We start from the raw sequence: 23,787 nt of genomic DNA on the forward strand, positions 1-23,787 counted from the left end.
GTTAGTCATAGCAGGAGGGTGGGGCGTGTGGGAAGGCGGAGGCTTCTAGAATCACCGGCACGCCCCAGCCCGCAGCCCCTGCCCCGCAGCCGGAGGAACCCGATGACCAGCGTCGACGAACCGGCACGAGCCGCCGCCCGCACCCGTGACGCCGCCCGCACCCGGGCCGAGATCCTCGACGTGGCGACGCGCGAGTTCGCCCGGGCCGGCTACGACGGTGCCCGCGTCGACGAGATCGCCGCCCGCACCCGCACCACGAAGCGGATGATCTACTACTACTTCGGCGGCAAGGAACAGCTGTTCACGGCCGTGCTGGAGCGGGCGTACGGCGTGATCCGGGAGGCCGAGCAGCAGCTCGACGTCGAGCACCTGGACCCGGTGGCGGCCATCCGGCGCCTCGCGGAGGTGACCTTCGACCACCACGAGCGGCACCCCGACTTCATCCGCCTGGTCAGCATCGAGAACATCCACGACGCCCAGCACATCGCGTCCTCGGAGATGCTGGCCAGCATCGGCTCCCCGGCGCTCGACGTGATCCGCCGGATCCTGGAGGACGGGCAGCGGTCCGGGCTGTTCACGGCCGACGTCGACGCCGTCGACCTGCACGCGATGATCAGCTCCTTCTGCTTCTTCCGGGTCGCCAACCGGCACACCTTCGGCGCCCTGTTCGGCCGCGACCTGGTCGCCCCGGACCAGCGCGAGCACTACCGGACCATGCTCGGCGACATGGTGATCGCCTACCTCACGGCGGAGCGCGCGGCGCACTGACCGCGGGGGCGGCGGGACGACGGGACCTCTTGACACAAGGGAAACGTGCGCGCAACATCCCTTCCCAACCGCGACTAACTACCCAGTGGGTTAATTAGCCGATCGGCACATCTCCCCTCCGCTCACTCCGCCCACCGTGGAGTCCCCCGAAGGAGCAACGCCGTGTCCGTCCCCGCTCCCGCCTCCCAGGGCGCCGCCCCGCCCGGCCAGCCGAAGAAGGCGGCGACCGCCGCCTGGATCGGCAGCGCCCTGGAGTACTACGACTTCTTCATCTACGGCAGCGCCGCCGCGCTGATCTTCCCGGAGGTCTTCTTCGACGAGTCCGACCCGGCCACCGCGACCCTGCTGTCGCTGGCCACGTTCGGTGTCGCGTACGCCGCCCGCCCGGTCGGCGCGTTCTTCCTCGGCCACATCGGCGACCGCATGGGCCGCAAGAAGATCATGGTCTTCACGCTGATCCTGATGGGCGTTTCGACGTTCCTCATCGGCTGTCTGCCGACGCGCGACCAGGTCGGCACGCTCGCCCCGGTCCTGCTGGTGCTCTGCCGCGTCCTTCAAGGCATCTCGGCGGCGGGCGAGCAGGCCAGCGCCAACTCCATGACGCTGGAACACGCGCCACCGCACCGACGCGGCTTCTTCACCAGTTTCACCCTCAGCGGCACCCAGGGCGGGCAGCTGCTCGCCACCCTGGTCTTCCTCCCCGTCGCCGCGCTCCCCGAGGACCAGCTGCTGTCCTGGGGCTGGCGCGTGCCGTTCTGGCTGAGCGTCGTGGTCGCCATCGTCGGCTACGTCATCCGCCGCAAGCTGGACGAGACGCCGGCCTTCGCACAGCAGGCCGCCACCGAGGGCGTCGCGAAGATGCCGCTGGCGGTGCTGGCGCGCGATCACTGGGCGGACGTACTGCGGGTGGTCGCGGGCGCGCTCATCGCCTCGGTCAGCACGATCTTCACGGTCTGGGCGCTGGCGTACGCCACCAGTGACTCGGTCGGCATGTCCCGTACCGCGATGCTGTGGGTGGGCGCACTCGCCAACGTCGTCGCGCTCGCCGCGATCCCCCTGTGGGCGATGCTGTCCGACCGCATCGGCCGGCGCCCGGTGTTCCTGATCGGCGCGGTGGGCAGCGCGGTGACGATGGTCCTGTACCTGTGGGCGATCTCGACCGGCTCCTACGCCCTCACCTTCCTCACGGGCATCGTCGCCTTCGGTGTCGTCTACAGCGCCGCGAACGGCGTGTGGCCCGCCTTCTACGGCGAGATGTTCTCCACCCGGGTCCGGCTGTCCGGCGTGGCGATCGGTACCCAGATCGGCTTCGCGGTGGCCGGGTTCGCGGTGACCTTCGCCGCGCAGATCGCCGGTCCGGACGGAGACGACTGGTTCGCGGTGGCGCTGTTCACGGCGGCGCTGTGCGTCCCGCCGGTGATCGCCGCGCTCTCGGCCCGGGAGACCCACCGGGTCCCGACGGAGGATCTCGGCGAGCGTGCCCGCCCTGAGGCGGCACAGCCGGAGACGGTGAGGGCCTGAGGCCTTCGGACGGCTGCCCCGGGGGGTCGTGGGTGCCGGAACGTCACGCGGCGGGGCGCGCGCCGGTGCACCCCGGCGCGTACGGCGGGTCATCAGGTCTGAAGTGGCGTGCGCGGGGTATGCCGGACCCACCCCGACGTACGACCAAGGAGGGCGATGGTGACGGCACCCCTGCGGCAGGAGGTGGACCCGGGTGCGGCCGGGCTGGATCCGAAGGCGCTGGACCGGCTCGACCTGCACTTCGCCCGGCAGGTGGACGAGGGCCGGCTGCCCGGGTTCCTGGTGGCCGTCGCCCGCGGCGGGCGGGTCGCCCACCTGACCGTGCACGGCCGGCGGGACATCGCGGCCGGGCTGCCCGTGGCGGCCGACACGCTGTGGCGGATCTACTCCATGACCAAGCCGGTCACGGCCGTGGCCGCGCTGATGCTGGTGGAGGAGGGCCGGCTGTCGCTCGACGACCCGGTGGCGCGCCACCTGCCTGCCTTCGCCGAGCCGCGAGTGTACGTGGAGGGGTCCGCGGACGACGTCGTCACCCGGCCGGCCGCCGGGCCGGTCCTCGTCCGGCATCTGATGACCCACACCGCCGGGCTGACCTTCGGCTTCTACCACGCCCACCCCGTCGACGGGCTGTACCGCGCGGCCGGCCTGGAGTCGTCGGTGCGGCCCGGCGCGGGCCTGGCCGAGACGGTCGACCTGTACGCGAGCCTGCCGTTGCAGTTCGAGCCGGGCACGCAGTGGAACTACTCGGTGGCCAGCAATGTGCTGGGGCGGCTCGTGGAGGTGGTGTCCGGGCAGCCGCTCGACATGTACTGCGCCGAGCGGATCTTCGGGCCGCTCGGCATGACGGACACCGGCTTCCACGTCACCGACGAGCAGGCCGGCCGGCTGGCCGAGCTGTACGGCGAGACGGCCGGCGGTGGCACCGAACCGGTCCCCGGGCTGCCGCTGCGGGGCCGGCCGCGGTTCCTGTCGGGCAGCGGCGGCCTGGTCTCCTCCGCGTACGACGTGCACCGCTTCGCGGAACTCCTGCGGCGCCGGGGCGAACTCGACGGCGTCCGCCTGCTCGCCCCCGGGACGGTGGACCTCATGACCCGCAACCACCTGCCCGGCGACGCCGACCTGCGCGCCTACGGCAGCCGCCCGGCACACGACGAACCGGGCAACGACGGTGTCGGCTTCGGCCTCGGCGTCTCCGTGGTGATCGACCCCGCCCGCACCCAGGCCCCCTCCGGGCTCGGCACGTACGGCTGGAGCGGGGTGGCGACGACCACCTTCTGGGTCGACCCGAGCCGTGACCTGACGGTGCAGTTCATGACCCAGGTACGGCCGAAGTCCTCGCACACGGTCTACCCGGACCTCAAGCGCCTCGTGCACGAGGCCGTCACCGACTGAGCCGGCCCCCGGGGTCAGGACGACACATGCGCCACCGCGTCCAGGTGGGGCAGATGATGGTCGAGCCGCTCCCGCTTGGTGCGCAGATAGGTGATGTTGCTCTCGCAGGGCGGTATCAGCAGCGGCACCTGCTCGGTGACCTCGATGCCGTGGCGCACCAGCGCCTCCCGCTTGCGCGGGTTGTTGGACATCAGGCGCACGGACCGCACCCCGAGGTCGTCCAGGATGCGGGCGGCGACGCCGTAGTCGCGGGCGTCCACCGGCAGGCCGAGGGCGAGGTTCGCCTCCACCGTGTCGAGGCCCTCCGCCTGCAACGCCATCGCGCGCAGTTTGGCGAGCAGCCCGATGCCGCGCCCCTCGTGCCCGCGCAGATAGACCACGACGCCGCTGCCGGCGGCGGCCACCTCCCGTAGTGCGCAGGCGAGTTGGGCGCCGCACTCGCAGTGCTGGGAGCCGAACGCGTCACCGGTCAGGCACTCCGAGTGCAGCCGGGTCAGCACGCCGTCGGCGCCCGGATCGCCGTGGACCAGGGCCACTTGCTCTTCACCGCGCTCGTGGTCGACATAGCCGAAAGCCCGGAATTCGCCGTACACGGTGGGCAGAGGCGTCACCACGACCCGCTCCACATCCGTGCGCTGTGATGCTTTCTTGCCGAGTACACCAATTTTTTCTGTCATGATTCTCGCGTTCCTCAACAGACTGCTCAACAGTTTCTCGACCGAGACGAAAGGCCGTGCGGCTATGGATGTTTCACTGGTGCCGGCGGACACGAGCGAGGACGTGCGCGGGCGGGGCTCCGGGGTTCCGCGACAGGTGGCGGTGCTGCCGGTCGGAAGCTTCGAACAGCACGGCCCGTACCTGCCGCTGGCGACCGACACGCTCGTCGCGTGCGCCGTCGCCCGGGAGATAGCCGCCGCGTATCCGGTGCACCTGCTCCCACCGGTGACGATCGGCTGCTCCCACGAGCACGCGGACTGGCCGGGGACCGTCAGCATCTCCTCGGTGACCCTGCACGCGGTGGTGCGGGACATAGCGGACTCGCTGCGCCGCTCGGGCGTCGACGCCCTGGCGGTGGTCAACGGACACGGCGGAAACTACGTACTGGGCAACGTCGTTCAGGAGTCCTCCGCACGCGGCGAACGGATGGCGCTCTTCCCGGCCGCGGAGGACTGGGAGACGGCTCGGGTACGGGCGGGGGTGACCACTTCGCTGCTCACCGACATGCACGCGGGGGAAATCGAGACCTCCATTCTTCTGCACACGCATCCCGAATACGTCCGGCCCGGTTACGAGGCCGCCGATTTCGTCGCGGACGACCGGCGTCATCTGCTCTCCCTCGGTATGTCCGCCTATACCGATTCCGGTGTCATCGGGCGTCCTTCACTGGGTTCGGCGGAAAAGGGGAAGGAACTGCTGGCGAGTCTCGCGGATTCCTTCGGGGCGTGTTTCTCACTGCTGACGTCGGCGACGGTCACCGCGCCGGGCGGTGAGCGCGGGTAGTGCCGGTCGGGCGCGCGGCGCGGCTCGGAGCGGGCCCGCCGCCCCTCGTACCAGCGGACCACGAGCACGACGACGCCGGGCAGGCTCGCCGCGAAGCTGAGCGCCCCGTAGACCACGGCCACGCCCAGCCCGGCGCCCGCGCCCAGCCCGGCCGCGCCGAACGCCCAGGCGGTGACACCCTCCCGGGGGCCCCAGCCGCCGACGTTCAGCGGCAGCCCCATGGCGAGCAGCGCCAGCACGGCCAGCGGCGTCAGTACGGCGACGGAGGCGCCGCTGCCGGCCGCCCGGGCGGCGAGGACGAACATCGCGAGGTGCCCGGCCAGTACGACGACGGACGACACGGCGACACCCGGCAGGTTCCGCCGGGACAGCAGCCCCTCGCGCGCCTCGCGGAGCGTCGCCCGCAGGGCCCCGGCCGCTGCCCGGCCCCGGCGGGAGGGCGCGCGGTTCATGCGCACGCCGAGGACGACGGCGAGCGCGCCGAGCACCGCCATTCCCACGAGCGGTGCGAGGTGCCGGATCCCGGCCAGCACGGGTGACTCCATGGTGAGCAGCACGACGGCTCCGACGCCGATCAGCGCCAGTTGGCCGGCGGCCCGTTCGAGGACGACGGCCCGCACGCCCCGCCCCAGGTCGCCGGCGCTCCGCCCGTGCCGTACCGCGCGGTGCACGTCGCCCAGTACGCCGCCGGGGAGGGCGGCGTTGAGGAACAGCGCGCGGTAGTAGTCGGCGACGGCCGGTCCGAGGGGCAGGCGGATGCGCAGTCCCCGGGCGACCAGGGCCCAGCGCCAGGCACTGAACACCGTGGTGACCAGTCCGATCCCGAGCGCCGTCAGCAGCGTGGGAGCGTCGATCCGGCGCAGCCCGTCCAGGAAGACACCGGTCCCCATGCGCCACAGGAGTACGGCGATGATGGCGACGCCGGCGAGGGTGCCGAGGTGGGTGCGCAGGGCGCGGCGGCGGGGGTGGTCGCCGGCGCTGGCGGAAGTCGCGTCCCGGCGTACCGCCGTCGGCAGGCCCCCGGTCCCCGCCGGTACCGTCGGTGCGCTCACGAGACCCCGCCCGTCGGCCGGCACAGGGCCAGCAGGTCGGTGTGGTGGACGACGACACGCAACTCCCCCGCGGCACAGGCCGTGAGGCGCTCGTCCAGGTACCGGCCGGCCGGTTCACGCAGTTCCGGGCGCTGTTCGACGGCCGCGGCGACCCAGCCCCGTAGCCACTGGGCGGTGAGCGCGGCCTCGCCGGGGCCCAGCCGCCAGGGGCTGGGGTGCGTTCGTACCGCGGCGCCGTGCTCGGCGAAGGCCTCCGCCGCGGCGGTCACGGCGTCCGGCCCGAGCATGCCGGTACGCCGCTGGTGGTCGTTGAACGCGTCGGCGATCTCGGCGTCCAGGGGGTGGGCGGGGGTGAGGTCCACGCGCCCGGCGACGGACAGGGTGAGCAGGGCCGGGCAGCCGGCCGAGGCGCAGGCGGCGGCGAGCGTGCCGACCTCCTCGACGGTGAGGACGTCGAGGAGCGCGGACGCCGTCACCAGCGCGGCGCCGGCCAGCGCCTCCGGGGTGAGGCGGCCGAGGTCGCCGCGCCGTGTCTCGACCGTGACGCGGCTGCCGTCGGCGGCCGAACGCGGGGCGGCGACGGCGGCGAAGTGCAGGAGGTAGGGATCGTGGTCGTGCAGCACCCAGTGCTGGGCACCGTCGATCAACGGGGCGAGCCAGCGTCCCATCGAACCGGTGCCGCAGCCCACGTCGTGCACGACCAGCCCGTCCGCCCGCCTCGGCAGGTTGGCCAGGCGGATCCGCAGCGGGTCGAGCAGCTCGCGCGCCCGCGCGGCGGCATCGGCGGGCTCCCGCAGCCGCAGCCATTCGGGGGCATAGCGCGGGGGTTCGCCGGGACGCCCCGGGACGTCGCGGAGACGGAGGGTGGCGCGCTCGGCGGAGGGCTGTTCGGGACGGCCGGTGAGCGGGGCGGCCGAAGGCTGCCCGGGACGGCCGGTGAGTGGCTCGGCGGAGGACTGCCCAGGGCCGCCAGTCAGCGGCTCGGCGGAGGACGGTTCGAGGCGGTCGGTGGGTGGCTCGGACGGGCCCGCGCCCGGGATCACGCCGTTCGCCGACTCGGGGGCGCCCTGGGGACCGGGCTGGGAGGGGATCGCCCGGGTGGCCGGTGCCGTGGTCTTCCTCATGCCACCCTCCGGGGTTCGCTCGGCAGTCGGTGCAGTACTCCGGCCAGGCTCCGGGCCGTGGTCGCCCAGCCGTCGAGGGCGGCGCGGCGGCCGCGTGCCGCGGCCTTCAGCCGGCGTCGTACGTCCGCTTCCCCGAACCAGCCGCGCAGTTCGGCGGCGAGCGCGACGGGGTCCTCCGGCGGGACGAGGATGCCGGGCACCCCGCCGTCGGGAGCGCGCCCGACCGCCTCCGGGAGACCGCCGACGTCCGTGGCCAGCACGGGGATGCCGCGCGCGAGGGCCTCCGTCACCGCCATGCCGTACGTCTCGGCGTACGAGGTGAGGACCATCAGGTCGGCGGTGGAGTAGGTGGCGTCCAGTTCCGCGCCGGCCCGCGGTCCCGCGAGAACCAGCCGGTCCTCCAGACCGTGCCGCGCGATCAGCGCCCGCAGCCGGTCGACGTACTCCGGGTCCTGTCCGAGGCCGCCGACGCACACGCAGTGCCACGGCAGGTCGGCGACCGCCGCCAGGGCCTCCACCAGCCGGTGCTGGCCTTTGCGGGGGGTGACGGCGGCGACGCACAGCAGCCGGGAGACGCCGTCGGTGCCGGGCGCGAGGGGCGCGATGTCGGCGCCGGGGGCGGCGACGTGGACACGGGCCGGGTCGAGGCCGTGGTGGGAGACGAGGCGGCGGACCGCCCAGTCGCTGGTGGCGACGACGGCCGGAACGGCCCGCAGCACCGCGCGTTCACGCGCGTCCCGTTCGGCGGCCACGGCGAGGTCGAGGCCCGTCTCGTCGCCGAGCGGGAGGTGGACGAGGACGGCCATGCGCAGCCGTTCGGCCTCCGGGACCACGATCTCCGGCACCCCGCAGGCGACCAGGCCGTCGAGGAGGACGACGGCGCCGTCCGGCAACCGGCGCAGGACGCGCGCGAGTTCCGCGCGGGCGGCGTCGTCCGGCTGCGGCCAGTCTCCGGCCACGGGCAGTCCCCGTACCCGCCAGCCGAAGCCCGGCAGGTCCAGCCGCACCCGCCGGTCATAGGCGTTGCCGCCGCTCGGCGCGGCCGGGTCGTCGACTCCGCCGGGCATGACGAAGTGCACGGAGCGCAGGGACATGGGGACGATCCCCCCGTTCCTCGGGGACGAATTCTGCGCGGACGCCTGCGCGGACGCCTGCGCCGGGACGTAGGTGAGCCGGGCGCGCCCGGCGGTCGCGCCGGCCGCCGTTTCGAAGGACGTCCCGGTCACAGCGCACGCTCGTAACTCGCCCAGGCGACGTGCGACTCGTGCAGGGTCACGGTGAGGCCGGCCAGGCCCCTGGCCCCCTCGCCGAGCCCGCCCTTGTGGACGCGCTCGGCGAGCCGGTCGGCGATGACCTTGGCCAGAAACTCCGTGGAGGTGTTGACGCCGGCGAAGTCGGGTTCGTTGTCGAGGTTGCGGTAGTTGAGCTCGCTGACGACGGCGCCCAGTTCCCGGGTGGCCAGTCCGATGTCGACGACGATGTTGTCCTCGTCCAGCTGCTCGCGCCGGAAGGTGGCGTCCACCAGGAACGTCGCTCCGTGCAGGCGCTGCGCGGGCCCGAAGACGTCGCCGCGGAAGCTGTGGGCGATCATGATGTGATCGCGGACGGTGATGCTGAACAACGGACGACCCTCCAGGTGTGGCACGTCTGACCCCCCGCCGATCGCTGCGCGGGGTGCCGTCTATTACGGCTCGGTGCCTTCCCTTGTTCAGCGACCCGTACGTCTTTTCTCAAGGTCAGGCGCCGATGCCGTCCGCGGCGGGTGAGGGGTCACCCGTCGGGGTACCGGATCCGGTGGCACAGCGCGGGGATCTCACCGGAGGCCAGTCCCGGCAGCACGTCCGGCAGTTCGGTGAACGCGGACTCGCCGGTGACGAGCGCGTCGAGCGCCGGGTCGGCGAGCAGGTCGAGGGCGAGGGCGAGCCGGTCGGCGTACGTGCGGGTGGCGCCGCGCGCCGGGGAGACGGTGCCGACCTGGCTGCTGCGCAGGGTCAGGCGCCGCGAGTGGAAGGCCTCGCCGAGCGGGAGGGCGACGCGCCGGTCGCCGTACCAGCTCAGTTCGAGGACCGTGCCCTCGGGCCGCAGCAGCTCCAGTGACCGGGCGAGGCCCGCCTCCGTCGCACTGGCGTGGACGACGAGGTCGAGGCCGCCGAGGGCGTCGGCGGGGGACGCGAAACCGACGCCGAGTGCCTCGGCGACCTTGCCCCGGGCCGGGTCGGCGTCGACCAGCTGGACACGGACGCCGGGGAAGCGGGCGAGCAGGGCGGCCACCGAGCAGCCGACCATGCCGCCGCCGACCACGGCGATCCGGTCGCCGACCAGGGGCGCCGCGTCCCACAGGGCGTTGACGGCGGTCTCGACGGTGCCGGCGAGCACCGCCCGCCCGGCGGGGACCGCCGAGGGCACCGGGGTGACCGCGGCGGCCGGGACGACGTACCGGGTCTGGTGCGGGTACAGGCAGAAGACGGTACGGCCGACGAGGTCCGCCGGGCCCTCCTCCACCACGCCGACGTTGAGGTAGCCGTACTTCACGGGCCCCGGGAAGTCGCCCTCCTGGAACGGCGCGCGCATGGCCGCGTACTGGTTCTCGGGCACCCGGCCGCCGAAGACGAGCGTCTCCGTACCCCGGCTCACGCCACTGAAGAGCGTACGCACGAGCACCTCGTCCGCCGCGGGCGCGGCCAGCTCGGCGTCGCGGATCGCGCCCCGGCCTGGCGATTCGAGCCAGAACGCACGTGCCATGCCTGTCATCGGATGTCCTCCTGAACGATCGGGAAGCCGCCCACGTACCGAGGGATGCACAAGCCGCGCACAAGGTGGCGGCGTTGATCGACTCTGTCACACGGCCGGAGGGTGTTCGGTGGCCCTGAACAACACGTACGACGCGTACGACGCGAGGCCCGTTCAGCAGGAGACCGCGGCGGGGGCGGGCGCGCAGATCCTGCTCCTGGCGCTGCTCGGTACGGCGATCGGCATGGGCACGGCGGGCTGGCTGACCGGCCTCGCGTTCGCGTTCGCGACCTGGGCGGTGCTCTCCCGTGCCCTGCACCGCTCCCGGCTGCCGTCGTTCGGCCCGGCCAACCGGGTCACTCTCGGCCGGGCCACCCTGGTCGGCGGGGTCACGGCTCTGGTCGCGGACTCCTTCCGGAGCGCGCCGCCCGTCTCCCTCCTCGTCGGCCTGACCGCCGTGGCCCTGATCCTGGACGGCGTGGACGGCAAGGTCGCCCGTCGCACCGGCACGTCGTCGCCGTTGGGCGCCCGGTTCGACATGGAGGTCGACGCGTTCCTGATCCTGGTGCTCAGTGTGTACGTCGCGATGGACCTGGGCCCGTGGGTCCTGCTGATCGGCGGCATGCGCTACGTGTTCGTCGCCGCCGCCCGCGTATGGCCGTGGCTGACCGCCCCGCTGCCGCCGAGCACGGCCCGCAAGACGGTGGCCGCGCTGCAGGGCGTGCTGCTGCTGCTGGCGGGCGCCGACCTGCTGCCGCACGCGGTCAACACGGGTGTGGCGCTGCTGGCGCTGGGGCTGCTGGTGTGGTCCTTCGGCCGGGATGTGCTGTGGCTGCGGCGGACGTCGCGGACGCGGAGCGGCGCCCCGGCGGCCGAGGCGGTGCGCGAACTCGTCGCTCAGTGAGGCTGTCCCCGCCAGGAGGCCAGCCGGGAGCCGGGATGTGGGCGCTCGATGATCTCATCCACGTGGTGGCCTCCACGTCGGCCAGCGGCAACCGGGAGACCCGGCTCGCCCCGGGCTGTTGGGATCATCGCACTCGCCTGACCGCGCCGGGATCATCCCCGGAAGGTGGTGAAGCCTGGGCGGGAGATGACGCCATCAGGACACAGCCGGCCGGCCCGGCCGGGGTCTGCGTCCGGCTCGTCGGGCTCGGCGGCGGCCGGTCAGTTGCCGGTGGACCGCCAGGCGGCCTCGGCGGCGCGGTGGTGCGGGTGTGGACGGACAGCTGCTTGGTCACTGCCGCTCTTCACTGTCGGGTCGTGGCGCGTGGATGGAGAGGACGGCGGTGTCGTCGTCCACGCCGCTGCCGAAGGCGTCGAGCAGGTCACGGACCGCGCTGATGGTGCCGGAGGCGGTGCTGGGGGCGAGGGCGCGGCCGAAGTCGAGGAGGGCGTCGTCGCCGTAGCGCTCCCCGCCGCCCGCGGTGGCGTTGGTGTGGGCTTCGGTCAGGCCGTCCGTGTACAGGAGCACGGTGTCGCCGGGGTCGAGGTGGACGGTGGTGGTGGCGATCTCGGCGTCGGGAAGGACCCCGATGAGCTGCCCTCCGGGGGTGGGCAGGAAGTCCGCGGTGCCGTCGGCGCGCATCAGCAGGGCGGGCGGGTGACCGCCGCCGGCCAGGGTGATGCGGAAGCCGGCCCGGTCGGGGGCGGGGTCGGGGGTGAGCAGGCCGAAGACCACGGTGCAGAAACGGGGGTCGGTGCCGTTGTACTCGTGGTTCAGGACCGTGTTGAGGTTGCCGAGCACGGCGGCCGGGTCGGGATCGTAGACGGCGGCGGCGCGCAGAGTGTAGCGGGCCAGCGAGGTGACGGCCGCGGCGGCGGCGCCCTTGCCGCACACATCGCCCAGGAAGAGTCCCCAGGTCCCGCCTGCCAGGGGGAAGAGATCGTAGAAGTCACCGCCCACCTCGTCCACGGAGGCGACGTGGTAGTGCGCGGCTACTTCCAGTCCGGGCACATCCACCAGCGTCGGCGGCAGCAGCGTCTTCTGGAGGGTGCTGGCCAGGGTCTGGAGGCGGTCGCGTTCCCGGTCGGCTTCCTCGCGGGCGCGCAGCAGCTCGCTCTCGTAGGCGCGGCGGTCCCGGGCGTCGACGACGGTGGTGCGGATCAGCAGGGGTTGTCCGTCGCTGCCCGTCTTCACCGTCGAGGTGACCAGGACGGGCAGCCGTGAGCCGTCCGCGGCCTTCAGTTCCAGGGCGATGCCGCTGATCTCGCCCTGCATCCTGAGCAGCGGGGCGAAGTGGGTCTCGTGGTAGAGCCGGCCGCCGACCGTGAGCAGGTCGGAGAAGTGGGTGCGGCCCACCAGGTCGTCGCGCCGGTAGCCGAGCCAGTTCAGCAGGGTGGCGTTGACCTTCGCGATCCGGCCGTCCAGCTGGGTCGACAGGTAGCCGCAGGGCGCGTGCTCGTACAGGTCCTCGGCGCTGTCCTCCAGCAGGGCGGAGAACTGCGCCTGCTCGTCTCCCGCGCCCTCGTCCCCGGTCGGACCGCCCTCTTCGTCGCCGTCGAGTCCGCACATCACCGGGAGGCTCCCGCGAAGGCGGCGATGGCTGCCGCGGTCTCCTCCGGGGCGGCGAGCTGGGGGCAGTGTCCCGTGGCGTTCAGCGTGACCAGCCGGCTCCCCGGGATCCGCGCGTGGACGAAGGCGCCCACCTCGGGCGGGGCGATCGCGTCGCTGGAGCACTGGGCGACCAGTGTGGGCACCGCGACCTCGGCGAGATCGGTGCGGTTGTCGGACAGGAAGGTCACCCGGGCGAAGAGCCGCGCGATCTCGGGATCGGTGCGGCAGAAGCTGTTGGTCAGCTCCTCGCCCAGTTCCGGCCGGTCCGGATTGCCCATGATGACCGGTGCCATCGCGCCCGACCAGCCCAGATAGTTCGCCTCCAGTGACTCCAGCAGCTCGTTGATGTCCTCGGCACTGAAGCCGCCCCGGTAACCGGCCTCGGGATCGTCGATGAAGCACGGCGAAGGGGCGAGCAGCACCAGCCCGGCGAACGCCTCGGGCTCCCGTGCGGCGGCCAGTACACCCATCATGGCGCTCACCGAATGTCCTACGAACGTGACGGGGCCCAGCGCCAGCTCCCGGCACAGCTCCAGCACGTCGTCGGCGTATCCGTCGAGCGTCGAGTAGCGGTCGCGGCTCCACGCCGAAAGGTCGGATCCTCCCGCGCCGACGTGGTCGAAGAGCACCACGGTGAAGTCGCGCTCCAGCGTCGGCACCACCAGCCGCCACATGTTCTGATCACACCCGAACCCATGCGCCAGCATCACCACCGGAGCCCCGGGACGCCCGGTCACCGTCACATGGTTCCTGCTTCGCACATCCATGCGGCAATGGTCGCAGATACCCCCGGACCCGGACATCCTCGGCGCCCGGGCACGGTCACCGGCGATCTCACCCGGCGCCGCGGCGGCCTGACAGCAGGCCCGTCCGCGCGCCACCGATGCGGCACCCGGGCGAACCACCGGACAGAGCACGGAAGCGGGGCCGGGCAGGCGCCGTGGGCGCCGAGGCCGCGGCGTCGCCCACCGGACCGGCGTGGCCGATGCCCCTGAAGGACTCAGCGACGCCGGGGCAGCAATCCCACCGCCGCCAGCGGTACGGCGGCCAGGACCAGCCACGGCACGGCGACCGGCAGACCGCTGTCCAGCAGCAGTCCGGTCGCGGAGCTGCCGGCCAGCACGATGAGCCCGGAGACCGAGGACAACGCCCCGGTGTACAGCCCGAGCCGTCCGTCCTCGGCGAGGTCGGGAACCCAGGCACGGGCGACGGGCGCGACGAGCATCTGCCCGAGGGTGAGCAGCACGACGAACCCGGCGGCGGGCACCAGCCCACCGGTGCCCGTCCACCCGGCGGGCCGCGCCACCGCGACCACGGCGAACCCGGCCGCGATCAGCACCAGCCCGGCCACCATCGACCGGCGCGGGGTCAGCCGCTCCCCCGCCCACCGGGTCACCGGCAACTGCGCGGTCACCACCAGCACCGAGGACAGCGCGAACAGCCAGGCCAGCGGCGCCTGCGAACCGGCGGCGCGCTCCACCTCGGCGGGCAGCGCGAGGTAGAGCTGGTTGTAGGCGAGCAGATAGGCGCCGTACGCGCAGCACAGCGCGAGGAAGCGCCGGTTGCGCAGCAGCAGCCGCGCCCCGCCCTTGACCCGGACCCGCGCGCGCCCGGGAACGCGCTGCGGCAGCAGCCACGCGTGCCCGGCGAGGACCAGCACGAAGACGCCGGCGCCGGCCAGGCACGCCGTACGGAAGTCGACGGCGAGCAGCAGGGCCCCCAGCAGCGGCCCGACGAAGGCCCCCGCCTGCCCGGCGACGGTGAACAGCGCGAGCACCCGGGTCCGGTCCCCGCCGCCCTCCTCCTCCCGGACGACAGCCTGCCTGGCGACCTCGGACTCGACGGCGGGCGAGAAGAGCGCGGCGGCGAACCCGATCAGCAGTACGGCACCGACCACGGCCCAGGTCCGCTCGGCGAACCCGAGCCAGCCGAACCCGGCGATCCGCAGCACGCATCCGGCGAGTACGACCGGCCGGATGCCGTACCGGTCGGTCAGCGCCCCGCCGACCACGAACAACCCCTGCTGGCTGAAGGTCCGCAGCCCCAGCACGAAGCCGACCAGCCACCCCGCCATGCCGATGCCCTGTCCCAGATGCTCGGAGAGGAAGGGCAGGACCGCGAAGAAGCCGATGTTGAAGGCGAGTTGGGTGACGATCAGCAGCCGGAGCAGTGGGGAGAGCGGGGCCCCGCGACCGGGATTCCCCACGAGCCGGCCGATGGACGGTGCGGTCATCGGGCTCCGACCGGTTCCTTCTCTTCGACGGCCGCTCCGCTGACGACCGGGGAGGTACGTCGAGTCCGGCGCCGAGGCCTACGCAGCCCGCCCGCGGCGGTGACGGCCAGCGCGCCGAGCAGGGCGAGGACGGCGGCGGGGGCGAGGACGGCCCAGGGGGCGCGCTCGGCGTAGGGCTGGTTCTCGGCGAGGAGCAGGCCCCACTCGGGGGACGGCGGCTGGGCGCCCAGGCCGAGGAAGCCGAGGGAGGCGAGCGCGAGGGCGACGCCGGGCAGCCGCAGCAGGGCGTGCCGGACGACGGGCGGCAGGACGGCGGGCAGCAGCTCGCGGCGCAGCAGGTACCAGCGCCCGGCGCCCAGCCCCCGGGTGGCGGTGATGTGCAGGGTGGCGCGTTCCTGCCGCAGCAGCGAGGTGGTGTGCGCGGCGAGCGGCGCCCACGCGACGGCGGCCACGGCGAGGGCGGGCGTGGCCGTTCCGCTTCCCGCGACGGCGGTGACGAGCAGGGCGGCCAGCACCGGCGGTACCGCGTTGACGGTGTCCACGAGCGGTGCCGAAACCCGGGGTACGAGCCCGAGGAGTACGCCCGCGAGCAGCGCGGCGGCGGTGATGGCGGAGGCGAGGAGCAGCGTGTCCAGGGCCCCGTGGCCGACGCGGGCGAGCAGGTCCCGGCCGAGGGCGTCGGTGCCGAAGGGATGGTCGAGGGAGGGTGCCCGCAGCCGTTCCCCCGTGTCGAGCGCGAGCGGGTCGCGCGACAGCCCGAATCCGATGACGGCGAGCAGGACGACGCCGTAGAGCAGGGGCAGCGGCCCGCCGGCGGGCGGGGCGGGCCGGTGCAGGGAGGAGAGGGCGCCGTCGCGCAGGGCGGGGCCGGTGAGCAGGCGGGCGGCGATGCGGGTGGCGCCGGTCGCGAGCGCGGCGAGGAGGACGAGGGCGAGGGTGCCGGCCTGGAGTACGGGCAGGTCCTGGGCGAGGGCGGCCTGGAGGGTGGTGCGGCCGAGCCCGGGGATGTCGAAGACCTGCTCGACGGCGACGGCGCCGCCGGTCAGCCCGACGACGAACAGCCCCAGGTTGGGCAGCAGCGCGGGCACGCACCGCCGCAGCGCCTGCCGTGCGATGCGCCGGCCGGTCAGCCCACGGGCGGCGGCGGCCAGCGCCCACGGCTCACCGAACGCGCCGGGCAGCAGGTCGTCGAGCAGCCGCCCGAGCACCGCCCCGGCGGGCAGCCCGAGGGCGAGCGCGGGCAGCACGGTCCACTGGGGTCCGTACCACCCCAGCGCGGGCAGCCATCCCAGCTGCACCCCGACGACGGTGGCGAGCACGGAGGCGACGAGGAACTCGGGCAGCGAGGCGACCACGGCGGAGGCGGTGCCGCCACGCCGCCGCCCACCGAGCCGCCGACGGGCGCCGAGCCTGAGCGTGCGGGCGCAGATGAGCCCGGCGGTGAGGGCGGCGACGAGGAGCGCGACGGCCATGAGCAGCAGGGAGGCCCCGAGCGCCTGGAGCACGTCGGGCAGGACGTCGCTCCCGGAGATCCACGACCGCCCGGCATCGCCGCGCACGAGCCCGCCGAACCACTGCCCGAGCAGGTGCAGCGGCCCGTCGTCGAGCCCGAGCCGCGCGCGGATGTCGGCGAGCACCTCGGGCGTGGGATCACGCTCGGCCGACCGCGCCTTGAGAACGGTGTGGGCCGGATCGGTCCGCGTCAGCCACGGCAGCAGCCCGATCCCGCACACCAGCCCGGCCGCGAGGACGACCCGCCACACGACGGTGGCCACCTGCCGCCGCACGGTTCAGCGCCGCGTGCCGGTGCCGACGAGGGTGCGCTCGTACGGGTCGAGGATCACGCCCTGAACGGAGCCGGCGACGCCGGTGATGATCCGCTGGTGCACGAGCGGCACGACGGCGTCGCTGCCGAGGACGCGGGCCTCGGCGGCCATGGCGGCGTCCTGCCGCTTCGCGGTGTCGGCGGTCTTCTCCGCCTCGGCGACGGCGCGGTCGACGCCCTTGTCGCACAGCTGGGCGATGTTGTAGCCGCCGTCGCAGGTGTAGTCGCTGGCGAGGACGGCGACGGGGTCACCGGTGTCGACCAGGGTGTTCCGGGCCAGCACGAACGCGTCGAACTTCCCCGCCAGGGCGTCCCCCTCCAACCGCGAGTACTCGCGGACGGTGAGCTTCACCTTGAACCCGGCCTTCTCCAGCTGCTGCTTGACCACCTGGGCGACCTCGGGCAGCTCGGGCCGGTTGTCGTAGGTGGCGAGGTCGATGGTGGCGCCGCTGGGCTTCTTGGCCTCCGCCCGCCCGACGGGCGCGGTCCGCTTCCCCTCGGCCCAGGTCACGGCGGGCCCGTAGATCCCCGCGCCGGGGTCGGCATAGCCCTCGTAGACATCCTTGGCGAACACGGAGGTGTCGACGGCGGCACGGGCGGCGGCCCGCAGCCTCGCGTCCTCGAAGGTCCCGGACGAGGCGTTGAAGAGCAGGCTGGTGGTCCGGGTGGTGGCGGTGTCGCGCCGGGTGTCCTTCTCAAGGGTCGCCGCCTGGGCGACGGGGATCGCCTCGGCGATGTCGAGCTCGCCGGTCCGCAGGGCGTTGGCACGGGCGGTGCCGTCGGCGATGAAGCGGGCGTCGATACCGGAGGCCTGGGCGCGGCCGCCCCAGTAGTCGTCGAACCGGTCGAGGGAGGCGGAGGTGGCGCCGTTGACCTTGGTCAACTCGAAGGGACCGGTGGCGGTGCCGACCGGGTCGACGCGGTCCTTGTCGGCGTAGGCCTTGGCGGACAGTACGGCGAGGCTGGGGCTGGAGAGCCGCAGCGGCAGTACGGGGTCGGGCTCGGCGGTGGTGATCCGGACGACTCGGTCGCCCTCAGCCTTGGCGGTGAGGGTGACCCCGGCCAGGGCGGCGGGCGCGGGCTCGGCGTCGGTGGCGTGGGTGAGCGAGCCGGCGACGGCGGCCGGCGTGACCTCGCTGCCGTCCTGGAAGGTGGCGTCGCGGAGGGTGAACTCCCAGGTCTTCTCCCCGTCCTGCCGCCAGGACTCGGCGAGCGCGGGCGCGGCACTGCCGTTGGCGTCGAGCGCGGTGAGGCCCTCGGTGACGGCGAGGCGGCTGAGGAGGGTGGCGTCGGCGCCGTAGGGCGAGAGTCCCTCGGCGGGCGGGAACGCGAGGGCGACGCGGAGGCGGGAGCCGTCACCTGCGTCGCCGGAGCCGGAATCGTCACCACCGCCCGAGGCGAAGCAGCTCGATATCAGCGGGATGAGCAGGAGGGGGGCGAGCAGCCGGGGGCGACGGTGGGAGCGCATGGTCCTCGGATCGATCGGGTGTGTGCGAGCGAGCGGGCGGGGCAGGCGGCGGTGGCAGCGAGCGGGATCTTACATGACAATCATTTCCATCGTGCCGCCAGAGCCTTCCCGCCCCTCAAGCCATCGGCACGTCGAAGTGCACGATCCCCTGCCCGCCCCCCGCGTCCTCCCGCTCGTCGTGCACGACCTTGGCGAGCGACCGCCAGAACGGCTCCGCGCCGGTCACGGCCGGGTCGGTGTGCAGATACACGGCCCGGTATCCGCCGTCGGCGGCGGCGAACGCCAGCAACTCGTCGACGAGCCGACGGGCCAGCCCGCGCCGGCGGTGCTCGGGCCGGACGTACACCCGGCGCAGCTGCGCGGTCACGCCGGAGGGGTAGCGCTCGGCGACGTGGCGCGGGTTCGGGGGGTGCGCGGGGCCGCGGGAGTCGAGGGCACCCGTGGCCACGACCTCACCGCCCCCGTCGACCACGACCAACAGGGTGTGCCGCTCCGACGCGAGATACGCCCCGGCCGGGTCGACGATGTCACCGTGCCAGCGCGGGACATAGCCCGTACCGAAGTCACGGTAGACGGTGTCGAGCATGACGGCTCGGGCGCCGTCGAGGTCGGCGGGGGTGGCTGTCCTGAGGCTGTAGTCACGATCCTGCACTTGCACATCGTACGCATTAAGCCTTCTGTGCTGATCAACGGGGGCATCGACGGCTCAAAGCCACGGCGCGGTCACCGAGCGCGCCCCGCAGGCGCAGAGGAGGCGTGTCGTGATCAAGACCAAAAGTCCCGAAAGGCATGGCGGTCCGCCCTCGCCAGCCTACGGTGAGGTCATGACGAAGCCTCGCCGGTGCGGCTGTGCCGAGAAGGGCTGAGTGGCAGCGACCGGATGACCTGGCTACACACTGAACCGCCCGGGGGGGGCCACCATGACCGAAGCACCGATCGACGCCGCCGACGCCGACGAAGAGGCCGACCGGAAGGTTGTCGAACAAGAGCAGGCCGAGCTACGGGAGTTCATCAAGGGCCTGAGCGCGGACGACATCAAGTCGGGCAACTGGTTCACCAAGCTCAGCGCTCAGGCCATGAGTTCCTACACCACCAAAGTCGACTGGCAGTACTTCCAAGAGCGGTACGACGGCGTACCCGCGGATGGCATTGCCGATCAGCGGATCAAGATGGCGGCTCGGTACGCCGCGCTCGAAGGCGGCCTCTCCGCGGGTGCCTACTCGGCGGCCGTCGTCGCCACCCTCGGGAGCCTCGGTGGTGCCTCGCCGGCGACCGTGCCGGCCGCGGTCGCGACGCTGATGGTCGATGTCGCGTTCATCACCCGGCTCCAGCTGCGCCTGGCCTACGACATCTCAGTCCTCTACCGGGTCCCGCTCGACCTGTCCGACCCCGAGGACATGTGGAAGCTCATTCGGGTGGCCTTCACGATCAAGAGCGGAGAAGTGGTCCGGGAGGGCGTGATCAAGGCGGTCCCGGCCGTGGTGCGGCCGGTGATCAAGCGCTACTACTCCAAAACGGTACTGGCCGCCGCGAAGGGGTTCCCCGTCGTCGGGAAGCACCTACTGCAGCGCAACGTCATCAAGATCGGTATCCCCCTGGTCGGCGTTCCCGTCGCGGTGCTGCTGAACCGCTACACGACGCTGCTCGCGGGACGGCACGCGCAGGCCGTCTTCCGGAACGAGGCGCGGGTGATCGAACTTGCCGAGAACCTGAGCAGGAGCAGTCAGCACCCGCGGTTGATGCTGTGGGTCGCGTGGCTCGTCATCAGGGCGAACCGCAAGACGACCGACGACGAGACACTGTTGATGCGGCACCTGGTGAGCCTGGTCCGGGAGCAGCATCAGGTGGTCGACGAAGAGCTCGCTCACCTTGTCGACATCGACCCGGCCGAGGTGTGGCGGCGCATGGACGCCGAGTCGGGGGATCTGAGCGACATCGTCGACGCGGCCGAGCGGGTGGCCGCGGTGGACGGTACCGCCAACGCGCGCGAGAAAGCCGTCATCGCCGAGCTTCGAGACCGCTGCGTCCGAGTCTGACGCCGTCCCGCGCGAGCGGAGATCGCGGTGACCGACGGAGGGACGAGCGCGGGATCTCGTCAGTGGACAACGTCGAAGACGTTCTTCTGCAGACCGTTGGCGTAGGCCTCGTGCTCGACGAGCCTCAGTTTCTGCGTGTCCTTGTCCGACCCGCTGAAGAGGCGCTTGCCCGCGCCGAGCAGCAGCGGGAAGACGATCAGGTGGTAGCGGTCGATCAGGCAGGCGTCCGAGAGGGCCTGGTTCAGGGAGGCGCTGCCGTGGACGATGATCGGGCCGCCCTCGGTCTCCTTCAGCGCGGCGACCTCGTCGAGCGAGCGCAGGATCGTCGTCTCGCCCCAGTTCGACACCAGGTCGTCCCCGGTGAGGGTGGTGGAGACGACGTACTTCGGCATCACCTTGTAGTCGGCGAAGTCCTCCATGTCGGGCCACACGGGGCTGAACGCCTCGTAGCTGAGCCGGCCCATGAGCATGGCGGTGGCGGTCTTCTGCTCCTCCCCTTTGATGGCGAACGCCTCGGGGAGGAACTCGACGTCCTTGAAGGTCCACCCCGAGTTCCGGTAACCGGGCTCGCCGCCCGGGGCCTCCACGACGCCGTCGAGCGAGATGAAAGCCGTGCTGATCAGAGTACGCATTCGGGGTTCCTCGGTATCTCGTGTCCGGTTCTCAGCGGGGTCGGTCGGTGCACCTTTCGCCCGCGCTCATGGCTGCGGCGCGCCAACCGTGAACTCTGACCGCGGATCACGTGGAAACTCATCGGTCGTCGCCCGCCCACCTTCCGGCAACCTGTCGAGAACCTGTTCGCGAGTACCGACGCCGACGATCCGGTCCCGCCTCACCTGCCGTCCCCCAGCGCCCCCAGCAGCATCGGCAGCGAAGCGTGCAGCTCCCGCTCCCAGTACGCCCACCCGTGGGTCCCCGGGCCGTAGAAATCGGTGGTCACGTGCCTCGCGCCCACGCGTCGCAGTTCCGCCGCCAGCGCATGGTTCTGCCGGTTGAAGTCGGCCTCCAGCGCGCTGGTGCTGCCGGGTGGGTCCAGCGGGCCCGTGGTGCCGTCGCCGCAGGACAGGTACACGGGGATCGACCTGAGTCGCTTGGCCAGGTGGAAGGGGTCGTGGGCCCGCCAGACGCGGCGTTGGGCGACCGGGTCGCCCCAGACGCGCAGGGGGTCGTCGTCCTGGCCGGCGAAGAAGCCCATGACGCGGTCGACGGACTCGTCGTTCAGGAGGGGGTGGGCGGAGCCGGAGTAGGCCGCTGTCGCCTTGAACATGCCGGGGTGGCGGGCGGCGTACAGGAGGGCGCCCTGGCCGCCCATCGACAGGCCGGCGACGACGCGGTCGCGGCCGGCGCCCCAGTCGCGTTCCAGGAGGTGGCGCAGCTCCTTGGTGTGGAAGGTCTCCCAGGCCGGGTCGCCGCCCCGGCCGTGGTTCCACCAGTCGCTGTACCAGCCGTTCCAGCCGGCCTCGGGCATGACGACGAGGACGTCGCGGAGACTGTCGATCTCCGCCACATCCGTCCTGCTCGTCCAGGACGTGTAGTCGCCGCAGCAGCCGTGCAGCAGCCAGAGGGTCGGCCAGTGTTGCCGGTGTCGGTGGTCGTGCGGGTTCCAGCCGTCCGGGGTGAGGAGGCGGACGTTCACGGTCCGGCCGCCCAGGGCGGGTGACCGTACCGTCAGGTCGACCTGCCGCTCGGCGACCCGGGTCACGGCGACGACCTGCGCGCCGGGGGCGCCCGTCTCTGCTGCGGCCAGCGCCGGGGCGGTCGGGGAGAGGGTGGCCAGGAGTACGGAGAGGAGCAGGGACAGGACCAGGAGGAATCTGGTCCTGACAAAGATCAGGACGGCTGGCACGTTCGCGGACACGGCGGCTCCCTGGGTGGGTTGCTGTTTGTCGCGCTGTGGTGCGGGGCTTCGTGCGTGAGGTGCGGGTCAGTTCGCGTGCCTGCGCGGCACGATCAGCAAGGCGTCGCCGACGGGGCGTTCGCCGGTGGCGTCGGACGGGTCGTTGATCACGTCGCCGTTGGTCACCATCGTCGTCGAGCCGCCGCCGTCGAGGTTGACCGCGTCGCGCAGGCCGAGTGACCTGGCGACCTCGGCGCTCTCCCCGATGCTGAGCCCGAGGGAGTTCGTGCTGCGGCCGTCGGCGGTGACGAGGACGGTGCGGCCGGCGGTGTCCACTCCGGCCAGCGTGCGTGGGTTGCGCTTGTGGACCCAGCCGTAGTACCAGCTCGGGTCGCCGGGGTGCACCATGCCGTCGGTGGCGGGGGTGACGTGGAGGCGTCCGTCGCGGACCAGTTCGGGGCCGGCGTTGAGGATGTCGGTGCGGGGCGAGGGGGTGAGGCGGTGGCCGCGTTCGTCGAGCAGGGTCGTGGTGACGTGGAGGCGGTGGCCGACGTGTGCGAGGGCGGTCAGGTCGGCGACTCGGGCGCCGGTCGCCTGGAGGGAGCTGCCGCCCGGCGGGAGTTCTCCGCCGCGCGGTGAGCGCAGCTCCACGACCCGGTCATGGGCGTCCATCACGGCTTCCAGTCCCTCGCCCTGGGGCGTGTGTCGGCCGTAGTCCGGTGTGAAGGTGACCAGTTCGTCGGGGTTGGTGCACGTGACGTCGTGCAGGGGCAGCACGGTGGGGGCGTCGCCCTCGGTGCCGCCGCAGTTCCGGATCAGGCCCGGGACGCGGTTGACGCCGTTGAGGCGGAGGGTGGTCGCGCGGCCGGTGGCCTCGCCGTGCCAGGTGAGACGCGTGACCTGTGTTCGCCGGCCGTGGTCGTGGATCACCAGGCCGGGGCGTCCGGCCACCGGTTCGCTCAGCAGGCGGCCGTCGTACACGCCCACGCCTGCCGGGTCGCCCGGTGCGCCCGCCTTGGGGTCGAGGACGAAGAAGCCGGCGTTGACCGCTGCTGTTGCGCCCGCCGTCGTGGACAGTTCGCTGGTCGTCTCGCGGTTCTCCAGGTCCGGGCCGTACGACGCGTCGAGGCTGCCGCGGAATCCGCGGGGGTCGATGGTGAGCACGTCGACGTGCCAGGGGCCGCTGTCCGTGGGGTCGCCGTCCCAGCCGGTGTACACGGCGGATCCGGTGTGCCCGGCCGCTCTCAGGCGTGCGCGTTCGGATGTCGCGTCGGCCTGTGAGCCGTAGGTTCCGACGCGGACCCGCCAGCCGAGGGTGCCGCCCGCGTAGTCGGCCGCCTTGGGCGTCGTCACCTGTTCCACCCGGGCCCGGAAGCCGTCCCGTTTCAGCTCGGCGGCCAGTTCGTCGGCGCTCGCCCTGTCCTTCAGGGCGGTGGGCGGCGCGTCGGGGTCCGGTGAGGTGTCGCCGCCGGGGATGGAGACCTCGACCGTCCAGTGGAGGGCCGGGTCGGCCGCGTTCCCGCGCACGATGCGGGTGAGGGTGACGCCCGGCTGGAGGGTCGTGGTGGTTCGGGTCTCGGGCAGGTTCGAGGGGCCCAGGGGCAGGGTGTGCGGTTTCGCTTCCGGCGCCGGGGGCGATGCCTGTGCCGGCAGGGCGCCCACCGTGGCCAGGACGCCGAGGACGGCAGCCGTACCGCACAGTCTCTTCTTCATCTGCACCGCCTGGATCGGGGGCCGGGGACGGACA

At 72.9% G+C, this 23,787-nt stretch carries 20 protein-coding genes and 1 pseudogene; 6 read left to right on the forward strand and 15 right to left on the reverse strand.

The features are described 5' to 3' along the window. The first annotated feature begins 102 nt into the window (after positions 1 to 102). The 3 genes from ACIQ6R_RS23175 to ACIQ6R_RS23185 all read left to right on the forward strand — a co-directional run bounded on the left by ACIQ6R_RS23175 (position 103) and on the right by ACIQ6R_RS23185 (position 3,681). Positions 103 to 768, forward strand: a complete 666-nt coding sequence (locus ACIQ6R_RS23175) for a TetR/AcrR family transcriptional regulator (protein WP_404171092.1) — start codon at positions 103 to 105, stop codon at positions 766 to 768. A gap of 162 nt (positions 769 to 930) precedes the next feature. Further along, positions 931 to 2,289 carry an MFS transporter gene (locus tag ACIQ6R_RS23180; protein WP_404223110.1) on the forward strand — a complete coding sequence of 453 codons (1,359 nt, stop codon included), beginning with the start codon at positions 931 to 933 and terminating at the stop codon, positions 2,287 to 2,289. Positions 2,290 to 2,445: 156 nt separating this feature from the next. After that, positions 2,446 to 3,681 (forward strand): serine hydrolase domain-containing protein, encoded by a 1,236-nt coding sequence (locus ACIQ6R_RS23185; RefSeq protein WP_404223111.1) that lies wholly within the window; start codon positions 2,446 to 2,448, stop codon positions 3,679 to 3,681. A gap of 14 nt (positions 3,682 to 3,695) precedes the next feature. On the opposite strand, the gene ribA is transcribed toward ACIQ6R_RS23185, so the two are convergent. Next, positions 3,696 to 4,358: a GTP cyclohydrolase II gene (gene ribA / locus ACIQ6R_RS23190; protein WP_404171101.1), complete on the reverse strand. Its 663-nt coding sequence runs from the start codon at positions 4,356 to 4,358 to the stop codon at positions 3,696 to 3,698. Between the two features lie 64 nt (positions 4,359 to 4,422). On the opposite strand from ribA, the gene ACIQ6R_RS23195 reads away from it, so the two are divergent. Then, complete coding sequence (locus tag ACIQ6R_RS23195) at positions 4,423 to 5,181, forward strand: creatininase family protein (RefSeq protein WP_404171104.1); 759 nt, start codon at positions 4,423 to 4,425, stop codon at positions 5,179 to 5,181. 140 nt (positions 5,182 to 5,321) lie between these two features. On the opposite strand, the pseudogene ACIQ6R_RS23200 reads toward ACIQ6R_RS23195, so the two are convergent. The 5 genes and pseudogenes from ACIQ6R_RS23200 to ACIQ6R_RS23220 all read right to left on the reverse strand — a co-directional run. Then, positions 5,322 to 6,071, reverse strand: a pseudogene (locus ACIQ6R_RS23200) (YbhN family protein); the annotation flags it as partial. 158 nt (positions 6,072 to 6,229) lie between these two features. Beyond that, complete coding sequence (locus ACIQ6R_RS23205; RefSeq protein ID WP_404223112.1) at positions 6,230 to 7,357, reverse strand: trans-aconitate methyltransferase; 1,128 nt, start codon at positions 7,355 to 7,357, stop codon at positions 6,230 to 6,232. Beyond that, complete coding sequence (locus ACIQ6R_RS23210; RefSeq protein ID WP_404223113.1) at positions 7,354 to 8,583, reverse strand: glycosyltransferase family 4 protein; 1,230 nt, start codon at positions 8,581 to 8,583, stop codon at positions 7,354 to 7,356. Before ACIQ6R_RS23210 ends, ACIQ6R_RS23205 begins: the two co-directional genes overlap by 4 nt. Further along, a complete protein-coding gene (locus ACIQ6R_RS23215) occupies positions 8,580 to 8,978 on the reverse strand; it encodes a 6-pyruvoyl trahydropterin synthase family protein (protein ID WP_404223114.1) in 399 nt (132 codons plus the stop codon). The genes ACIQ6R_RS23210 and ACIQ6R_RS23215 overlap by 4 nt, the downstream gene beginning before the upstream one ends. Before the next feature lie 149 nt (positions 8,979 to 9,127). After that, complete coding sequence (locus ACIQ6R_RS23220) at positions 9,128 to 10,108, reverse strand: zinc-binding alcohol dehydrogenase (RefSeq protein WP_404223115.1); 981 nt, start codon at positions 10,106 to 10,108, stop codon at positions 9,128 to 9,130. A 109-nt stretch (positions 10,109 to 10,217) separates the two neighbouring features. Between ACIQ6R_RS23220 and ACIQ6R_RS23225 the strand changes: the two genes are divergently transcribed. Continuing rightward, positions 10,218 to 10,991, forward strand: a complete 774-nt coding sequence (locus ACIQ6R_RS23225) for a CDP-alcohol phosphatidyltransferase family protein (protein ID WP_404223116.1) — start codon at positions 10,218 to 10,220, stop codon at positions 10,989 to 10,991. Between the two features lie 330 nt (positions 10,992 to 11,321). Here the strand turns inward: ACIQ6R_RS23225 and ACIQ6R_RS23230 are convergent, their stop codons facing one another. From ACIQ6R_RS23230 to ACIQ6R_RS23255, 6 genes are all read right to left on the reverse strand, one after another. Continuing rightward, the gene (locus ACIQ6R_RS23230) at positions 11,322 to 12,599 is read right to left on the reverse strand and encodes a PP2C family protein-serine/threonine phosphatase (RefSeq protein ID WP_404223117.1); all 1,278 of its coding nucleotides are present in this window, start codon (positions 12,597 to 12,599) and stop codon (positions 11,322 to 11,324) included. Further along, the gene (locus ACIQ6R_RS23235) at positions 12,599 to 13,408 is read right to left on the reverse strand and encodes an alpha/beta fold hydrolase (protein ID WP_404223119.1); all 810 of its coding nucleotides are present in this window, start codon (positions 13,406 to 13,408) and stop codon (positions 12,599 to 12,601) included. The genes ACIQ6R_RS23230 and ACIQ6R_RS23235 overlap by 1 nt, the downstream gene beginning before the upstream one ends. 233 nt (positions 13,409 to 13,641) lie before the next feature. Further along, on the reverse strand, positions 13,642 to 14,874 hold the full coding sequence (locus tag ACIQ6R_RS23240) for an MDR family MFS transporter (RefSeq protein ID WP_404223120.1): 1,233 nt from the start codon (positions 14,872 to 14,874) through the stop codon (positions 13,642 to 13,644). After that, positions 14,871 to 16,649 carry an ABC transporter permease subunit gene (locus ACIQ6R_RS23245; protein WP_404223121.1) on the reverse strand — a complete coding sequence of 593 codons (1,779 nt, stop codon included), beginning with the start codon at positions 16,647 to 16,649 and terminating at the stop codon, positions 14,871 to 14,873. Before ACIQ6R_RS23245 ends, ACIQ6R_RS23240 begins: the two co-directional genes overlap by 4 nt. Positions 16,650 to 16,664: 15 nt before the next feature. Next, on the reverse strand, positions 16,665 to 18,167 hold the full coding sequence (locus ACIQ6R_RS23250; RefSeq protein WP_404223122.1) for an ABC transporter substrate-binding protein: 1,503 nt from the start codon (positions 18,165 to 18,167) through the stop codon (positions 16,665 to 16,667). Positions 18,168 to 18,282: 115 nt separating this feature from the next. Further along, positions 18,283 to 18,753 (reverse strand): GNAT family N-acetyltransferase, encoded by a 471-nt coding sequence (locus tag ACIQ6R_RS23255; RefSeq protein WP_404223428.1) that lies wholly within the window; start codon positions 18,751 to 18,753, stop codon positions 18,283 to 18,285. Between the two features lie 334 nt (positions 18,754 to 19,087). Between ACIQ6R_RS23255 and ACIQ6R_RS23260 the strand changes: the two genes are divergently transcribed. Then, positions 19,088 to 20,203 (forward strand): hypothetical protein, encoded by a 1,116-nt coding sequence (locus tag ACIQ6R_RS23260; protein ID WP_404223123.1) that lies wholly within the window; start codon positions 19,088 to 19,090, stop codon positions 20,201 to 20,203. A gap of 59 nt (positions 20,204 to 20,262) precedes the next feature. On the opposite strand, the gene ACIQ6R_RS23265 is transcribed toward ACIQ6R_RS23260, so the two are convergent. The 3 genes from ACIQ6R_RS23265 to ACIQ6R_RS23275 form a co-directional block, all read right to left on the reverse strand. Continuing rightward, on the reverse strand, positions 20,263 to 20,835 hold the full coding sequence (locus ACIQ6R_RS23265; RefSeq protein WP_404223124.1) for a dihydrofolate reductase family protein: 573 nt from the start codon (positions 20,833 to 20,835) through the stop codon (positions 20,263 to 20,265). Positions 20,836 to 21,035: 200 nt separating this feature from the next. Beyond that, positions 21,036 to 22,061, reverse strand: coding sequence for an alpha/beta hydrolase (locus ACIQ6R_RS23270; protein ID WP_404223125.1), 1,026 nt, complete (start codon positions 22,059 to 22,061; stop codon positions 21,036 to 21,038). 66 nt (positions 22,062 to 22,127) lie between these two features. Continuing rightward, positions 22,128 to 23,753, reverse strand: coding sequence for a phosphodiester glycosidase family protein (locus ACIQ6R_RS23275; RefSeq protein WP_404223126.1), 1,626 nt, complete (start codon positions 23,751 to 23,753; stop codon positions 22,128 to 22,130). Positions 23,754 to 23,787 lie beyond the last annotated feature (34 nt).

Source organism: Streptomyces sp. NPDC096048 (assembly GCF_044763415.1).
Classification (GTDB): domain Bacteria; phylum Actinomycetota; class Actinomycetes; order Streptomycetales; family Streptomycetaceae; genus Streptomyces.

What these genes read in the sequence shown, in the direction of transcription:
- ACIQ6R_RS23175 (WP_404171092.1), top strand. Translation starts at nt 103, where the DNA reads ATGACCAGCGTCGACGAACCGGCACGAGCCGCCGCCCGCACCCGTGAC.
- ACIQ6R_RS23185 (WP_404223111.1), top strand. Translation starts at nt 2,446, where the DNA reads ATGGTGACGGCACCCCTGCGGCAGGAGGTGGACCCGGGTGCGGCCGGG.
- ribA (WP_404171101.1), bottom strand. Translation starts at nt 4,358, where the DNA reads ATGACAGAAAAAATTGGTGTACTCGGCAAGAAAGCATCACAGCGCACG.
- ACIQ6R_RS23195 (WP_404171104.1), top strand. Translation starts at nt 4,423, where the DNA reads ATGGATGTTTCACTGGTGCCGGCGGACACGAGCGAGGACGTGCGCGGG.
- ACIQ6R_RS23205 (WP_404223112.1), bottom strand. Translation starts at nt 7,357, where the DNA reads ATGAGGAAGACCACGGCACCGGCCACCCGGGCGATCCCCTCCCAGCCC.
- ACIQ6R_RS23220 (WP_404223115.1), bottom strand. Translation starts at nt 10,108, where the DNA reads ATGACAGGCATGGCACGTGCGTTCTGGCTCGAATCGCCAGGCCGGGGC.
- ACIQ6R_RS23230 (WP_404223117.1), bottom strand. Translation starts at nt 12,599, where the DNA reads ATGTGCGGACTCGACGGCGACGAAGAGGGCGGTCCGACCGGGGACGAG.
- ACIQ6R_RS23235 (WP_404223119.1), bottom strand. Translation starts at nt 13,408, where the DNA reads ATGGATGTGCGAAGCAGGAACCATGTGACGGTGACCGGGCGTCCCGGG.
- ACIQ6R_RS23240 (WP_404223120.1), bottom strand. Translation starts at nt 14,874, where the DNA reads ATGACCGCACCGTCCATCGGCCGGCTCGTGGGGAATCCCGGTCGCGGG.
- ACIQ6R_RS23250 (WP_404223122.1), bottom strand. Translation starts at nt 18,167, where the DNA reads ATGCGCTCCCACCGTCGCCCCCGGCTGCTCGCCCCCCTCCTGCTCATC.
- ACIQ6R_RS23255 (WP_404223428.1), bottom strand. Translation starts at nt 18,753, where the DNA reads ATGCTCGACACCGTCTACCGTGACTTCGGTACGGGCTATGTCCCGCGC.
- ACIQ6R_RS23260 (WP_404223123.1), top strand. Translation starts at nt 19,088, where the DNA reads ATGACCGAAGCACCGATCGACGCCGCCGACGCCGACGAAGAGGCCGAC.
- ACIQ6R_RS23265 (WP_404223124.1), bottom strand. Translation starts at nt 20,835, where the DNA reads ATGCGTACTCTGATCAGCACGGCTTTCATCTCGCTCGACGGCGTCGTG.
- ACIQ6R_RS23275 (WP_404223126.1), bottom strand. Translation starts at nt 23,753, where the DNA reads ATGAAGAAGAGACTGTGCGGTACGGCTGCCGTCCTCGGCGTCCTGGCC.